This window comes from Streptococcus suis, from assembly GCF_017601095.1.
Lineage (GTDB): Bacteria > Bacillota > Bacilli > Lactobacillales > Streptococcaceae > Streptococcus > Streptococcus suis_Z.
In genome coordinates this window covers 45,614-59,437 of the sequence record NZ_JAGFUX010000006.1, presented here as the reverse complement: position 1 = coordinate 59,437, position 13,824 = coordinate 45,614, and the positions used below count along the sequence as shown (strand labels likewise).

Below are 13,824 nucleotides of genomic sequence, written 5' to 3'. Positions count from 1 at the left end.
AAGATGATAGAAGTACGAGCGCTAGAAAAAATCATCAAAGGACGGACGATTTTGTCCAACATTTCCTTTGAAATCAAGTCAGGAGAATGTGTGGCTTTAATTGGTCCAAACGGGGCTGGAAAGACGACCCTCATGTCTTGTTTGTTGGGGGATAGGAGGGCGACGAAAGGCCAGGTTTTGTTGGACGGTCTGGCTCCGCAGGCTCAGTCGAATAAGGAAAAGGTAGCAGTCTTACCACAAGAAAATGCCATTCCTACAGACCTGAAGGTCAAGGAATTGCTCCGCTTTTTCCAAGCTATCTACAAGGCCAGTCTGACAGATGTGGAAATCGACAGCCTGCTCCGCTTTTCCCCAGAACAAAAAAATCAGCTGGCAGGCAAGCTATCGGGTGGTCAGAAGCGACTCTTGGCTTTCGTCATCTGTCTGATTGGCAAGCCCAAGTTGCTTTTCTTGGACGAGCCGACGGCGGGCATGGATACTTCGACCCGTCAGCGTTTTTGGGAGATTGTCCATGAACTTAAGGCTCAGGGTGTGACTATTTTTTATACCAGCCACTACATCGAGGAAGTGGAGCATACGGCGGAGCGGATTTTGGTCTTGCACCAGGGGAGGTTACTAAGAGATACCACGCCATTTGCCATGCGGAGTGAGGAGCAAGAAAAAGAAGTGACTTTGCCGATTGCCTTTGCGGCGGCGGTGGAGAGCTTGGCTGAAATCAATGAAATCAGCTATAAACAAGACACGGTCAGCTTCAAGACCCGAGACATTGAGCGGGTTTGGGCTAGCTTGCAGGAGGCAGGTTGTCGGATTTCGGATCTAGAGGTTCAGAACAAAACCCTGCTCAATAGCCTATTTGACAAGACGAGGGAGGAAGAATCATGAAAGCATTGGTTCAAGTAGAGGCTTTAAAATTATCTAGGAGTTTGGGAGTTTTTCTCCTATCTATCGGCATGCCTGTCATCTTTTTCCTGATTTTCTCATCAACGCTCCAGTTTGACGATGCAGCCATGCAAAAGGCCTTTATCCAGTCCTACATGCTGACTATGACAGGTTTTTCCATGTCGGGCTTTGCCCTTTTCACCTTTCCCATGATGCTGGCAGAGGACAGGAAAAATAGCTGGTTGACCTTTATCCAGCATTCGCCCCTGCCGCTCTGGCAATACTACCTGTCCAAACTGGTGCGGGTCTTGCTCTGCTTTGTATCTTCCAATGTCATTGTCTTTGCGGTGGGTGGCTTGGTCAAGGGAGTAGAGATGACTGCTCAGGAATGGGTAATTTCGGCTCTCTTACTTTTAGTAACCTCTATCGTATTTCTAGCTATTGGCTTGCTTTTGGTGCAAATTCAGTCGGAACAAACCATGTCGGTGGTGGCAAACTTGCTCTACTTTGTTCTGGCTATCATGGGTGGTTCTTGGATGCCTGTTTCCCTCTTTCCAGACTGGGTGCAACGGATATGTAAACTCATGCCCAGCTACCATGTCAACCAGCTGGTGACCACCTATGCACAAGAGGGAGATTTTCTCTGGAAATCCTTGCTAATTGTCCTAGGCTATGCGATAATTTTCTTAGGAATTGCTCTGATACTGAATAGAAAATCGGAGCAGCAGTGAGGTGACAGATGATATTTGAAAAAAGAAAGGTACCACTCATGTTCTTCGTGGGCATGGTCTTTCTCTATTTTCCCTTTTACTATGCCCAGTATAGTCCCAATCCTACGGCAGTTGTCCTAGCGACTATTCTCTTTGCCTTGGTCTATTGCTCCCTCTTTTACACCGACCACAAGCTCTATTCCATGCTGGGTTGGTTTTACCTGATTGGCTATATCGCCGTCATGAGTTTTTGGGGCAATCTGCAATTCTCTCTCTTTATCTTCAACCTGTCCAATATGCTGGGCTGGTATTATAAAGAGAATCGACCGACCTATCGGACGGTGTCCTACGGGCTTTTGTTGCTGGTTATTATTCTATGGGCTTTGTTTGGTCCAGTTTCTTTTGAGATGAGAGCCTTTGCCCTCATCATTCACTTTTTCGGCTTGGCCTTGCTGATTTTCAGCTGGATTGAGATCAAGCGGGAAGCCCTTCAGCAACGTCTACAGGAGCAGAATGCGTCCATCAATCTCCTGCTGGCTGAGAATGAACGCAACCGTATCGGTCAGGACTTGCACGACACACTGGGTCATGTCTTTGCCATGCTGTCTGTCAAGGCCGAGCTGGTCCAGACACTTTTAGACCACGACCAGATTGACCAGGCCAAGAAGGAGGTGGCAGCCCTTCAGACCTTGGCCAAGGACTCCATGCAGGAGGTCCGCCAGATTGTCCAGTCCCTCAAGCAGCACACCGTGGCAGAGGAACTCCAGATTTTACAGCAGATGTTGGACTTGGCAGGAGTGGACTTAGTTGTCTTGGGCGGGGAAATAGCAGAGCAGCTCAGCTTGCCCGTCCAGAACAAGCTGGCTATGGTGCTGAGAGAGTTGGGCAATAACCTGCTCAAGCACAGCCAGGCTAGCAAATGTCGTTTGATGTTTGAAAAAGACCAGCAAGAATTGGTTGTATACTACGAAGACAACGGTGTGGGCTTTGCCCAGTTGACTGGTCAGGAATTGCATACCATAAAGGACAGGTTGGTAACGGTGAAAGGGAGCTTGGAATTTCTTTCTCTGGCAAAGCCTACCCGCCTGTCCATCCGAATTCCGTTTGAGGAGGTGGTAGAATGAGAATCTTAGTCGCAGAAGACCAAGCAATGCTGCGGGACGCCCTCTGTCAGCTCTTGGGCTTTCAAAATGCGGTTGAGGCTGTTTTACAAGCAGAAAACGGCAGTCAGGCCATTGCTCTTTTGGAAAAAGAGCCAGTAGATGTGGTGCTACTAGATATAGAAATGCCTGAAAAGTCGGGCTTAGATGTCTTGGAATGGGTGCGGGGGCAAGCCTTGCCTGTCAAGGTTGTCATCATGACCACCTTCAAGCGACCGGGCTATTTCGAGCGGGCGGTAAAGGCAGATGTGGATGCCTATGTGCTCAAGGAACGCTCCATTGCAGACCTCATGCGGACCATTGAAACGGTCTTGGCGGGGCGGAAGGAATATTCACCAGAGTTAATGGACATTCTCCTAACCCAACGCAGTCCCTTAACCAACTTGGAAAGTCAACTACTCAAGCTGGTGGCAGAGGGTCTGTCCAATAAGGAAATCGCCTGCCAGCTCCACCTGTCTGACGGGACAGTCCGCAACTACATGACCTCTATCCTGTCCAAGCTGGGTGCTGAAAACCGCACCGCCGCTGTTAAGGTGGCACAGGAAAAGGGTTGGTTATGAAATGGTCTATGATTGCCATCTCAGCTATCTTGAGATGGTTTTTTGATGTTGAAAATGTGTAAATACGTGCTAATCTTGAGAAACAAACGAAAAATGTATTGTTAAAAAAATTACATATATTAAACCCCTTGAAAAAGTCTTGAAAATTTGCTACACTCTACTTATGAAAAGGCTTTACGATGTACAGCAGTTGCTGAAGCGATTCGGAATTATTGTCTATATGGGCAACCGCCTCTATGACATTGAGATGATGCAGATTGAGCTCAATCGGGTCTATCAGGCAGGAGTCTTAGACAGGCTGGATTACATGGAGGCCGAAATGGTCTTGCGACGAGAGCACCGTTTAGAAGTTGAGTATGAGAAAAGTAAGGAGAAATTGTAATGGAAACAGTGTGGACATTGCTAGTATTTGTTGTGATTTTGGGAGGCTGGATGGGCTTCAACTATTGGCGTTTGCGCCAGGCAGCTACGGTCATTGACAATGGCGAATTTGCTGAAAAAATCCAAGGTGGTCAGCTGATTGACCTACGCGAACCAGGTGAATTTCGGAAAAAACACATCTTGGGTGCCCGCAATATTCCTTACCAACAATTGCGCCAAAGCACTGCAGCCTTACGGAAGGACAAACCAATTTTGATTTATGAAAATGATCGTGGTCAATTGGTAACACCTGCAGCCCTGCATTTGAAAAAACAAGGCTTTTCCAATATTTTCATTCTCCGCTATGGTTTAAATGGCTGGAATGGTAAAACAAAAGTTGCTAAGTAATTACAATTTTCAGTAGTTTGTGTTAAAAATAGATAAGAGTGGTGTTAACATGAAGAAGAAGGGAAAAATTAAAAAAAACTTACCGGTTGTCAAACTCTTTTTACTTGCCAGTACCTTTGGCTTGTTATTGGGATTTGGTCTCTTGATTTATACTCTTGAAACAAGGGAAGATGGCAGAGCAACCGCCCAGGTTTCAAGCCAGACCAGTCCAGTGCAGTCTGCCTTGCAGTTGGCAGAAGCTGCTGTGAAAAAACTGGAAGCAAGTCATTCAGAAACCAATCTCAAGGCTTCACAAACAGCTGTTGAAAAGGTGGAGGATCAGGCAAAAAAAACAGCCCTCCAAGACCGGATAGACAAGGTCAAACAAGAAATGGCCAAGGAAGCAACCGCCCTCCAACAAGCAAAATTAAAGGCAGAAGCAACTAAGGCTGAGGCAGAGAAAAAATATGCTGAGGAAAAGAAAGCCAAGGAAGACAAAACTGAAAGCACAACTGCATCAAGTTCGTCAGAGGAACAAGCGGTCCAGTCCAGTCAGGTTGTGACACCGAGTCAAGTAACTGGAGCACGGACTAGTGTCAATTCTTCCAGTCGGACGACAGCGTCGACAAGTAAAGCATCTAGCTCTACTTCAGTTACAAGCAGTTCTACAACCAGTAGCTCTACGTCCAGTAACCCACCTGCGGTTCAAACCACTCCACCTGCTGAAACAGCAACTGCTCCAAGTACAGAAGTGAGCCAGCCAAGTACTCCTGCAGCAGAAGCGGAGGCACAGCCAGTTGCACCGACAGAACCCGTAGCTGAAGTAACACCAGAAGCTCCAGCAGCAGAAACAGAACAGCCATAGTGGATTTTGGGACTGATAATAAAAAGTAAACGATAGCTTGAGGGCTATCGTTTTTTTCTATAATGGAGCAATTTCCTCACATTAATCAAATTTTTGCTATAATAGACTTTATGAGAATTGTGTCAGGAAACTATGGCGGTAGGCCCTTAAAAACCTTAGAAGGAAAGACAACCAGACCCACATCGGACAAGGTGCGTGGTGCTATGTTCAATATGATTGGTCCCTATTTTGACGGTGGGCGGGTTTTAGATCTCTACGCAGGCAGTGGTGGTCTGTCTATCGAGGCTGTTTCTCGCGGCATGGAGTCGGCAGTTCTGGTTGAGCGGGATCGGAGAGCGCAAGCCATTATCCGCGACAATATTCGCATGACCAAGGAGGACAATAAGTTTCAGCTCATGGCTATGGAAGCCAAGCAGGCCCTGGCTCACTTGAGCGGTTCCTTCGACCTGGTCTTTTTGGATCCTCCCTATGCAGCAGAGGCCATCGTAGCAGACATTACCGAGCTGTGCCAGCGTCAGCTTTTGTCCCAAAACGTCATGGTGGTCTGCGAGACAGATAAGGCGGTCTTTCTTCCGGAGGAAATAGCAGAGCTGGGCATCTGGAAGGAAAAAATCTACGGAATCAGTAAGGTAACAGTATATGTCAGATAAGATTGGATTGTTTACAGGGTCTTTTGACCCCATTACCAAGGGTCATATGGACCTGATAGAGCGGGCTAGTGGCCTGTTTGATAAGCTATATGTCGGAATCTTTACCAATCCCAACAAGAATGGCTTGCTTAGTCCAGAGCAGCGTTTGGCTGTTTTGGAGGATTTGTTTGCAGCAGAGGACAAGGTAGAAGCCTTTCTTGCTAAAAATGAATTGGTGGTAGATGTGGCGCATCGTCTTGGAGTGACGCACCTAGTGAGGGGTTTGCGAAATGCGACAGACTTGGAATACGAGTCTAGTTTTGATTTCTATAATCGCCAGCTGGCACCAGATTTGGAGACCATCTATCTGATTGCTAAGCCAGAGTTAAAATTTGTTTCTTCGAGTCAAGTGCGGGAATTAGTACAGTTTGGTCAGGACATTGGTCCTTATGTCCCCTTGAGAGTTAGTCAGGAGTTAGATTCAAAATGAAAAATAAAAGTGTAAATAGGAAGTGGGTGCTAATCACTTCCATCGTCTTGGGAACCTTGTTGATTTGGTTTGCCATGTTTTTTCCCCTTCCCTACTATATCGAGAGTCCTGGAGGGGCAATGGATGTTCGGTCTGTCCTTCAGGTTAATGGGGAAGTTGATCAGGAGGATGGCTCCTATAACTTTACCTATGTGACCGTCCAACAGGCTACGGCTATCAAACTCTTATTTGCAGCATTTGATAGTCACTCTGATATCCAATCTGAGCAAGAAATGACAGGTGGAGCAGATAGTGAAGAATACTATCGCATTGCACAGTTTTATATGGAAACCTCTCAAAACTTGGCCAAGTATCAAGGTTTGACCTTGGCAGGGAAAGAAGTTACTATGGACTTCTTTGGTGTTTATGTCCTCGGTTTGGCAGAGGATTCGACCTTCCAAGGGATTCTCAATATTGCAGACACGGTTGTGAGTATTAATGGCAAAACCTTTGAGAGTTCAGCAGAATTGATTGACTATGTCAGCAGTTTGGAATTGGGATCAGATGTGACCGTAGGTTATGTGTCGAACGGTATCGAACAAACAGCTGATGGACAAATCATCAAGCTGGAAAATGGAAAAAATGGGATTGGAATCTCCTTGGTAGACCATACGGAAGTGACAAGTGATGTGCCGATTGATTTCCAGACAGGAAATATCGGTGGTCCAAGTGCTGGTTTGATGTTTACCCTGTCTATCTATACGCAGTTGGCAGATCCCACCTTGCGCAGTGGCCGTGTGATTGCAGGTACAGGAACCATCGAACAGGACGGTTCCGTCGGTGATATCGGTGGAGCTGATAAAAAGGTACTTTCTGCAGCCAAGTCAGGTGCAACAGTCTTCTTTGTTCCAAATAATCCTATTGATGAAGCTGTTTTGAAGGAAAATCCAAATGCCAAAACCAACTATGAGGAGGCCTTGGAAGTTGTTGAAGAGGAAGGTTTGTCAATCGAGCTTGTTCCAGTAACGACTGTTCAAGATGCCATTGATTATTTAGAAAAAACTAAGAGCGAATAATCGCTCTTTTTTTGCATAGAATTGTCTGAAAATTCTCCAATTCAATGCCAAAGGCAAAGATTTATGAAATTCATGTTATAATATAAAGGTTAAGATACTTTTGAGGAGGAAACATGAAGAAAGAAATTTCTCCAGAATTATACAATTACAATAAATTTCCAGGACCAAGCTTCGCCCGAGTGGGAGACAAGGTTGTTGCAGAGCAGATTCAATTAGACTTGGTGGAAAACTACAAGGAAGCCTTTGACCAAACTGCATTTGGACAACGCTTCTCCCAGCTCATGCTCAAATTTGACTACATCGTGGGAGACTGGGGAAACGAGCAACTGCGCTTGAAAGGTTTTTACAAGGATGACCGCAAGGTGGCTTCTGAGCAGAAAATTGGTCGTTTGGATGATTATTTGACAGAGTTTTGTAACTTCGGTTGCGCCTACTTTATATTAGAAAATCCCATGCCACAAGAATTGCCGGACGAACCAGAAGACAAACCTGTACGTCGTCGACGCAATCGTTCTCGCAACCGAACTCGCCAGCAAGACTCTACTGGAAAGCAGTCTCAAATCCAAAAGCAACAAGTAGCCAAGGGGTCAAAGAAACTGGACTCCAAAAAACAAGAGCAGAAGAGACAAGAAAACAAAAAACAAGGTCAAAAAGCAGCCTTTACGATTCGAAACGAAGAAAAATTGAGTCAGGGCCGAAAGAAAAAGTCGGACAGAAAACCGGATAAACCAGGTCAAAAACCGAGTCAAGAGCCAAAAGAAACCAAGAGAGGATTTGTCATTCGACAAAAGTAAGACAATATGAAACCATCCATTTATAGCCTAACAAGACAAGGACTAATCGATTGGGCTTTGGAGCATGGGGAGAAAAAATTCCGTGCCACGCAAATCTGGGAATGGCTCTATCGTTCCCGTGTCCAAACCTTTGCGGAAATGACCAACCTGCCCAAGTCATTGATTGAAAAATTAGAAGAAAACTTTGTGGTCAATCCCCTCAAACAACGGATTGTTCAGGAGTCCAAGGACGGAACTATCAAATACCTGTTTGAATTGCCAGATGGTATGTTGATTGAAACAGTTCTCATGCACCAGCATTATGGTCTGTCAGTCTGTGTAACCACTCAGGTAGGTTGTAATATCGGCTGTACCTTCTGTGCCTCAGGTTTGATTCCAAAGCAACGGGATTTGACCAGCGGTGAGATTGTGGCTCAGATTATGTTGGTACAAAAATACCTGGATGAGCGCAATCAGAACGAGCGTGTCAGTCATATTGTTGTCATGGGAATCGGTGAGCCACTTGACAACTATGATAATGTTATGACCTTCTTGCGTGTGGTCAATGATGATAAGGGTTTGGGAATCGGTGCCCGTCACATCACCGTTTCCACCTCTGGTTTGGCGCCAAAGATTCGTGATTTTGCCCGCGAGGGTGTTCAAGTTAACTTGGCAGTATCCCTTCATGCACCAAATAATGACCTTCGCTCTAGCATCATGAGGATTAACCGACGTTATCCGATCGAAGTCTTGTTTGAGGCAATCGAAGACTATATTAAGGTAACCAACCGCCGAGTGACCTTTGAGTACATCATGCTTAATGAGGTGAACGATGGAGTGGAACAGGCACAGGAATTGGCTGATTTGACCAAGAATATCCGTAAATTGTCTTATATCAACCTCATTCCATATAACCCTGTAAGCGAGCACGATCAGTATAGCCGATCAACTAGAGAGCGGACCTTGGCTTTCTTTGATGTATTGAAGAAAAATGGGGTCAACTGTGTTGTTCGTCAGGAACATGGTACTGATATTGATGCTGCTTGTGGTCAGTTGCGTTCCAATACACTCAAAAAAGACCGCGAAAAAGCGCGTGCACGCATCGCCGCAGCAAAAGCCAAGGCAGGTATTCAGGCATGAAAACATTCTTCCAAGCTGACGGCAATGTGACCAGGTTAGGAAGAAAAGTTTGTAAAAGCTTAGCTGGAGCTTACGCTCTGGCTATTGTTTTACTCTGTTTCCTACCACAGGCCTGGTACCCTCAGTATAAGGATTTCTCGACTCCAGGAATTATTCAAATTGGCCGTCTCTATCTTTTACCAACTCCTTTCAACAGCATCGTCAACGGGGATAAGGTAGATAGCCTAGCAGATTTGGGCTGGATATTCTTGCAGAATATCACCAATATTTTTCTGCTCTTTCCTCTGGTTTTACTTCTCCTTTTCCTTTTTGAAAAATGGCGGAGCCTTAAAGCAGTTATAGGGTATAGTTTTTTTATGAGCTTGTTTATTGAGTGCACTCAGCTATTGCTAGACATACTCATTGATGCAGGGCGAGTGTTTGAAGTGGATGATCTATGGACCAATACCTTAGGAGGTGTACTAGCATATGGTGCCTATCGGATGTGGTGCAGGTTCTATCAGAGAAGTGTCACAGACTAGTTTTCAGATTTTTTAGAAAATTTCAACAAATTTCTTGACAAGTACAGATGGAAGGCGTATAATCATCTGTAATCAGAAGAAGTAGTAAAGCAGAAGTCTTCAGGGAGCCTGTGGTGCTGAGAACGGGTGGCGGAGTTTTATGAAATGGGCTGATAAGATTGTGGGCTTCGTTGCCAGACAGCAAGTAGCCAAAACAGTCACGCAAATGAACTTAAAACAATGATAGTTCGGTCCGCACACCTTACAGTGCAACTCCTTGTTTGAGGAGCTGAGATATGGGATGATTCTAGACAAATCCTATAAGTGAGGTGGTACCGTGTCATTGACGCCCTCGCATATTGTTTTTCAATATGCGGGGGCTTTTTCATTGTCTGTTAAGACATTACGAGGTAAACAAGATGAAACGATGGCGTAGTAATATTTAAATGATTGTAAGATGTTGTAAAGTGACAAATCTCAAATAGTTGAAATAGAAAGAGGAAAGAATATGGCAGAAAAAGGTTATTTTGGACAATTTGGTGGTAGCTTTGTACCTGAGCAGATTCAGGTATTATTGGATCAGTTGGAAGAAACTTTTGAAACCTATCGTAAGGATCCGACATTTATCGCAGAATATCAAGGCTATTTAAAGGATTATGCTGGTCGTGAAACGCCACTCTATTTTGCAGAATCACTGACTAAAGAACTGGGCGGTGCAAAAATTTACCTTAAACGGGAAGATTTGAATCACCTAGGCTCACACAAACTCAATAATGTATTGGGACAAATCCTTTTAGCTAAACGAATGGGTAAAACCCGTGTGATTGCCGAAACTGGTGCTGGTCAACACGGAGTCGCTACTGCAGCTGTTGCTGCTCGATTTGGCCTGGGCTGTGATGTTTATATGGGAGCTGAAGATGTTAAGCGTCAACGACTCAATGTTTTCCGAATGGAGATGATGGGGGCGCGTGTTCATGTTGTAACGGATGGCACTCAGACCCTGAAAGAGGCTGTTGATGCGGCATTCGGTGCTTGGATGGCTGATTTGGATGCCTTCTATGTTTTAGGATCCGCAGTTGGTCCTCATCCCTATCCGACCATTGTCCATGAATTTCAAAAAATAATTAGTGTGGAATCTCGGCGTCAAATTCTGGAAAAAGAAGGTCGTTTGCCAGACTATGTCATTGCTTGTGTTGGTGGTGGTTCCAATGCCATTGGTGCATTTTCTCAATATTTACCCGATGAGTCGATTCAATTGATTGGTGTAGAAGCTGCTGGTAAAGGTGTTGATACGAAACTCCATGCCGCTACCATGACGAAAGGAACAGTCGGTGTGGTTGATGGTATGAAGACGATCTCCCTTTTTGATGAGAATGGTGGAGTAGCACCTGTTTATTCCATTTCAGCAGGTTTGGATTATCCAGGTGTTGGTCCAGAGCATGCTCACTATAAGGAAACTGGTCGAGTTCAATATGTCGCAGCAACCGATGATGAAGCTGTCAATGCCCTGCTGACCTTAAGCCGTACAGAAGGAATTCTTCCAGCCATTGAATCGTCTCATGCGATTGCTGAAGCTATAATACTAGCTCCACAATTAGATAAAGATAAAATCATTATTATCAATGTATCCGGTCGAGGAGACAAGGATGTCGCAGCGATTGCGGATTATTTGGAGAGTAGATAAAAGAAATCCCCTGACGCTTGCCTATCGTCAGGGGTTAATTTTTATACTCAATGAAAATCAAAATCAGACTAGCTCCAAAGGTTCGGGGAACCTTTGGAGGTTGGAGCTAGAGCGAACCTGTTCGCTACAAAAAGGTTCGGGGAACCTTTGGAGGTTGGAGCTAGAGCGAACCTAGTTCGTATCGATATGATGTAGATAGAACGCTGTTCCTTTTATATTTCAAGGGAACAGGCTGAAAACCTCCACAGGAGCTTCTCAGTCATCAAATCAAGTCAACAAGGTCTGATTTTGATTTTCGAAGAGTATTATTTCCAAAAGTCATCAAAAATCGTGATTGGTAAGTGGCGTTTGTGGGCTGTTTTCTTCCACCATCCTTCGATAATGGTTTGGGCTTGAGAGTCGATGGTTTTGCCTTCAAGATAGTCGTCGATTTGGTTATAGGTGACACCAAGTGCTACTTCATCCGCCAGGCCTGGCTTGTCTTCTTCCAAGTCCGCAGTAGGAACTTTGAGGTAGAGTTTTTCATCTGCCCCCAGTTCAGCTAGAAGCTGTTTTCCTTGGCGTTTGTTTAATCGGTAGAGGGGCAGGATGTCTGCACCGCCATCACCGTGCTTGGTAAAGAAGCCGGTAATATTCTCGGCGGCATGGTCAGTTCCAATAACAGCCCCCTTACGTTCACCAGCAACAGCGTATTGGGCAATCATACGCATGCGGGCTTTTGCATTTCCTTTATTAAAATCAGACATAGCAAGCCCATTTGCATTGACGGCAGCCACCATGGCATCGGTAGCTTCCTTGATATTGATGGTCAGGCTGACATCTGGTTGAATAAAGGCTAGGGCTGCTTGGGCGTCGGACTCGTCAGCTTGTACACCGTAAGGGAGGCGGATAGCGATAAATTGATAAGAATCGTCACCTGTTTCCGCCCGCATTTCTTCCATAGTCAGCTGAGCCAAACGACCAGCCAAGGTCGAGTCTTGTCCACCTGAAATCCCCAAGACATAGGTTTTCAAAAAGGGATGTTTTTTCAGATAGTCCTTGAGAAAGTCGATGGAGCGACGGATTTCTTCATTGGGGTCAATGCTTGGCTGGACGCCAAGTTCCTTGATAATGGTTTTTTGTAGGGTCATTGGCTACCTTTCTTAGATGGATTTGGCTTGGCTTTGTTTGCGAATGCGATTGATGATGTTCATCTTGTTATCCCAGACATCTTGGGCCAGGTCAACTGGATAGAGCTGAGGGTTGAGGACACGTTTGTATTCATCCCATAATTTGTCAAATTCTTGGTTGGCATAGGCCTGAATCTCCGTCAAATTTGGAAGGTCATAGACCTGTTTGCCCTCTTCAAAAATAGGAATGAGAAGAGGACGAGCCTCGAAGTTTTCAACAGTCTTGTTGATGTAGGTATAGGTCGGATGGAACATATAGATGCTGTCCATTTGGCTGACATCTGTATCCGCAAAGGTGATATAGTCGCCTTCTGACTTGCCTTTTTCTTTTGAGGTGATGCGCCAGACTTGTTTTTTGCCAGGTGTCGATACCTTTTCAACGTTAGAAGACAGTTTGATGGTATCCCGCATGCTTCCGTCTTCATCTTCGATGGATACAATCTTGTAGACAGCGCCCAGAGCTGGTTGGTCGTAGGCGGTGATGAGTTTGGTACCAACTCCCCAGACATCGATTTTTGCCTTTTGCATTTTGAGGTTGAGGATGGTATTTTCATCCAGGTCATTAGATGCGTAAATCTTCGCATCTGTAAAACCTGCATCATCTAATTGCTGACGAACTTTCTTGGAAATATAAGCCATATCGCCTGAATCAATCCGAACCCCTTTGAAGTTAATCTTATCTCCCATTTCTTTGGCAACCTTGATGGCTGCAGGGACACCGATTCGTAATGTATCATAGGTATCCACAAGGAAGACACAGTCATGATGGGTTTCAGCGTAGGCCTTGAAAGCCTTGTAATCATCGCCATAGGCTTGAACCAAGGCGTGGGCATGGGTACCAGCAACAGGGATACCGAAGATTTTGCCAGCTCGAACATTGGAAGTGGCAGAAGCACCGCCGATAAAGGCTGCTCGAGTCCCCCAGATAGCAGCATCCATTTCTTGAGCACGGCGGGTACCGAATTCCATTAGAGGCTCATCTTCAATGACTGCCTTGATACGACGGGCCTTGGTAGCAATCAGGGTTTGGTAGTTGACGATATTGAGAATAGCTGTTTCAATCAACTGGCACTGGGCAAGTGGTCCTTCAATCTGCATAATGGGTTCGTTGGCATAGACTAGGTCGCCTTCTTTAGCAGAACGCACTGTCAAGTTCATTTCTAGGTTTGCCAAATAGTCAAGGAAATCCTTTGGATAGCCTAATTCAGTCAAATAGTCAATATCTGTCTGGCTAAAGCTGAGATTATTGAGATATTCTACCACACGCTCCAAACCAGCAAAGACGGCATAGCCATTTTTAAAGGGCTGAGAACGGAAATAGACTTCAAACACGGCATGTTTGTTGTGGATCTTTTGATTAAAATAGACCTGCATCATATTGATCTGATAAAGATCGGTATGCAGGGTTAAACTGTCATCTGTAAAAACTGTCATAGCTTTCTCCTTTATTCCTTCTATTATAC

At 45.1% G+C, this 13,824-nt stretch carries 16 protein-coding genes; 14 read left to right on the top strand and 2 right to left on the bottom strand.

The features are described 5' to 3' along the window. Window positions 1-3: 3 nt before the first annotated feature. The 14 genes from J5566_RS06470 to trpB all read left to right on the top strand — a co-directional run bounded on the left by J5566_RS06470 (window position 4) and on the right by trpB (window position 11,192). Window positions 4-882: an ABC transporter ATP-binding protein gene (locus J5566_RS06470; RefSeq protein WP_208562599.1), complete on the top strand. Its 879-nt coding sequence runs from the start codon at window positions 4-6 to the stop codon at window positions 880-882. Further along, window positions 879-1,610: an ABC transporter permease gene (locus J5566_RS06465; RefSeq protein WP_208562598.1), complete on the top strand. Its 732-nt coding sequence runs from the start codon at window positions 879-881 to the stop codon at window positions 1,608-1,610. Before J5566_RS06470 ends, J5566_RS06465 begins: the two co-directional genes overlap by 4 nt. An 8-nt stretch (window positions 1,611-1,618) precedes the next feature. Then, entirely contained in the window at window positions 1,619-2,713 is a 1,095-nt protein-coding gene (locus J5566_RS06460) for a sensor histidine kinase (protein ID WP_208562597.1), read from the top strand. Next, a complete protein-coding gene (locus tag J5566_RS06455; protein WP_208562596.1) occupies window positions 2,710-3,309 on the top strand; it encodes a response regulator transcription factor in 600 nt (199 codons plus the stop codon). Before J5566_RS06460 ends, J5566_RS06455 begins: the two co-directional genes overlap by 4 nt. Before the next feature lie 163 nt (window positions 3,310-3,472). Continuing rightward, entirely contained in the window at window positions 3,473-3,691 is a 219-nt protein-coding gene (locus tag J5566_RS06450) for a YqgQ family protein (protein ID WP_208562595.1), read from the top strand. Beyond that, the gene (locus J5566_RS06445) at window positions 3,691-4,077 is read left to right on the top strand and encodes a rhodanese-like domain-containing protein (protein WP_208562594.1); all 387 of its coding nucleotides are present in this window, start codon (window positions 3,691-3,693) and stop codon (window positions 4,075-4,077) included. Before J5566_RS06450 ends, J5566_RS06445 begins: the two co-directional genes overlap by 1 nt. Window positions 4,078-4,126: 49 nt before the next feature. Then, the gene (locus J5566_RS06440) at window positions 4,127-4,921 is read left to right on the top strand and encodes a hypothetical protein (protein WP_208562593.1); all 795 of its coding nucleotides are present in this window, start codon (window positions 4,127-4,129) and stop codon (window positions 4,919-4,921) included. Window positions 4,922-5,031: 110 nt separating this feature from the next. Continuing rightward, window positions 5,032-5,571 carry a 16S rRNA (guanine(966)-N(2))-methyltransferase RsmD gene (gene rsmD / locus J5566_RS06435; protein ID WP_208562592.1) on the top strand — a complete coding sequence of 180 codons (540 nt, stop codon included), beginning with the start codon at window positions 5,032-5,034 and terminating at the stop codon, window positions 5,569-5,571. Further along, window positions 5,561-6,040 (top strand): pantetheine-phosphate adenylyltransferase, encoded by a 480-nt coding sequence (gene coaD, locus J5566_RS06430; RefSeq protein WP_208562591.1) that lies wholly within the window; start codon window positions 5,561-5,563, stop codon window positions 6,038-6,040. The genes rsmD and coaD overlap by 11 nt, the downstream gene beginning before the upstream one ends. Continuing rightward, window positions 6,037-7,095: a SepM family pheromone-processing serine protease gene (locus J5566_RS06425; protein WP_208562590.1), complete on the top strand. Its 1,059-nt coding sequence runs from the start codon at window positions 6,037-6,039 to the stop codon at window positions 7,093-7,095. Before coaD ends, J5566_RS06425 begins: the two co-directional genes overlap by 4 nt. A 113-nt stretch (window positions 7,096-7,208) precedes the next feature. After that, entirely contained in the window at window positions 7,209-7,889 is a 681-nt protein-coding gene (locus tag J5566_RS06420; protein ID WP_208562589.1) for a YutD-like domain-containing protein, read from the top strand. Between the two features lie 6 nt (window positions 7,890-7,895). Beyond that, on the top strand, window positions 7,896-9,008 hold the full coding sequence (rlmN, locus tag J5566_RS06415) for a 23S rRNA (adenine(2503)-C(2))-methyltransferase RlmN (RefSeq protein WP_208562588.1): 1,113 nt from the start codon (window positions 7,896-7,898) through the stop codon (window positions 9,006-9,008). Next, window positions 9,005-9,529 (top strand): VanZ family protein, encoded by a 525-nt coding sequence (locus J5566_RS06410; RefSeq protein WP_208562587.1) that lies wholly within the window; start codon window positions 9,005-9,007, stop codon window positions 9,527-9,529. Before rlmN ends, J5566_RS06410 begins: the two co-directional genes overlap by 4 nt. Window positions 9,530-10,016: 487 nt before the next feature. Then, window positions 10,017-11,192, top strand: coding sequence for a tryptophan synthase subunit beta (gene trpB / locus J5566_RS06405; RefSeq protein WP_208562586.1), 1,176 nt, complete (start codon window positions 10,017-10,019; stop codon window positions 11,190-11,192). A 305-nt stretch (window positions 11,193-11,497) separates the two neighbouring features. On the opposite strand, the gene nadE is transcribed toward trpB, so the two are convergent. Next, window positions 11,498-12,322, bottom strand: a complete 825-nt coding sequence (gene nadE / locus J5566_RS06400; RefSeq protein WP_208562585.1) for an ammonia-dependent NAD(+) synthetase — start codon at window positions 12,320-12,322, stop codon at window positions 11,498-11,500. 12 nt (window positions 12,323-12,334) lie between these two features. Then, the gene (locus tag J5566_RS06395) at window positions 12,335-13,795 is read right to left on the bottom strand and encodes a nicotinate phosphoribosyltransferase (protein WP_208562584.1); all 1,461 of its coding nucleotides are present in this window, start codon (window positions 13,793-13,795) and stop codon (window positions 12,335-12,337) included. Window positions 13,796-13,824: the final 29 nt, after the last annotated feature.

Excerpts from the sequence above, each read along its gene's own strand:
- nadE (WP_208562585.1), bottom strand. The coding sequence starts at position 12,322 with ATGACCCTACAAAAAACCATTATCAAGGAACTTGGCGTCCAGCCAAGC.
- trpB (WP_208562586.1), top strand. The coding sequence starts at position 10,017 with ATGGCAGAAAAAGGTTATTTTGGACAATTTGGTGGTAGCTTTGTACCT.
- J5566_RS06395 (WP_208562584.1), bottom strand. The coding sequence starts at position 13,795 with ATGACAGTTTTTACAGATGACAGTTTAACCCTGCATACCGATCTTTAT.
- J5566_RS06455 (WP_208562596.1), top strand. The coding sequence starts at position 2,710 with ATGAGAATCTTAGTCGCAGAAGACCAAGCAATGCTGCGGGACGCCCTC.
- J5566_RS06470 (WP_208562599.1), top strand. The coding sequence starts at position 4 with ATGATAGAAGTACGAGCGCTAGAAAAAATCATCAAAGGACGGACGATT.
- J5566_RS06465 (WP_208562598.1), top strand. The coding sequence starts at position 879 with ATGAAAGCATTGGTTCAAGTAGAGGCTTTAAAATTATCTAGGAGTTTG.
- J5566_RS06425 (WP_208562590.1), top strand. The coding sequence starts at position 6,037 with ATGAAAAATAAAAGTGTAAATAGGAAGTGGGTGCTAATCACTTCCATC.
- J5566_RS06460 (WP_208562597.1), top strand. The coding sequence starts at position 1,619 with ATGATATTTGAAAAAAGAAAGGTACCACTCATGTTCTTCGTGGGCATG.
- J5566_RS06420 (WP_208562589.1), top strand. The coding sequence starts at position 7,209 with ATGAAGAAAGAAATTTCTCCAGAATTATACAATTACAATAAATTTCCA.
- rsmD (WP_208562592.1), top strand. The coding sequence starts at position 5,032 with ATGAGAATTGTGTCAGGAAACTATGGCGGTAGGCCCTTAAAAACCTTA.
- J5566_RS06445 (WP_208562594.1), top strand. The coding sequence starts at position 3,691 with ATGGAAACAGTGTGGACATTGCTAGTATTTGTTGTGATTTTGGGAGGC.
- J5566_RS06440 (WP_208562593.1), top strand. The coding sequence starts at position 4,127 with ATGAAGAAGAAGGGAAAAATTAAAAAAAACTTACCGGTTGTCAAACTC.
- coaD (WP_208562591.1), top strand. The coding sequence starts at position 5,561 with ATGTCAGATAAGATTGGATTGTTTACAGGGTCTTTTGACCCCATTACC.
- J5566_RS06450 (WP_208562595.1), top strand. The coding sequence starts at position 3,473 with ATGAAAAGGCTTTACGATGTACAGCAGTTGCTGAAGCGATTCGGAATT.
- rlmN (WP_208562588.1), top strand. The coding sequence starts at position 7,896 with ATGAAACCATCCATTTATAGCCTAACAAGACAAGGACTAATCGATTGG.
- J5566_RS06410 (WP_208562587.1), top strand. The coding sequence starts at position 9,005 with ATGAAAACATTCTTCCAAGCTGACGGCAATGTGACCAGGTTAGGAAGA.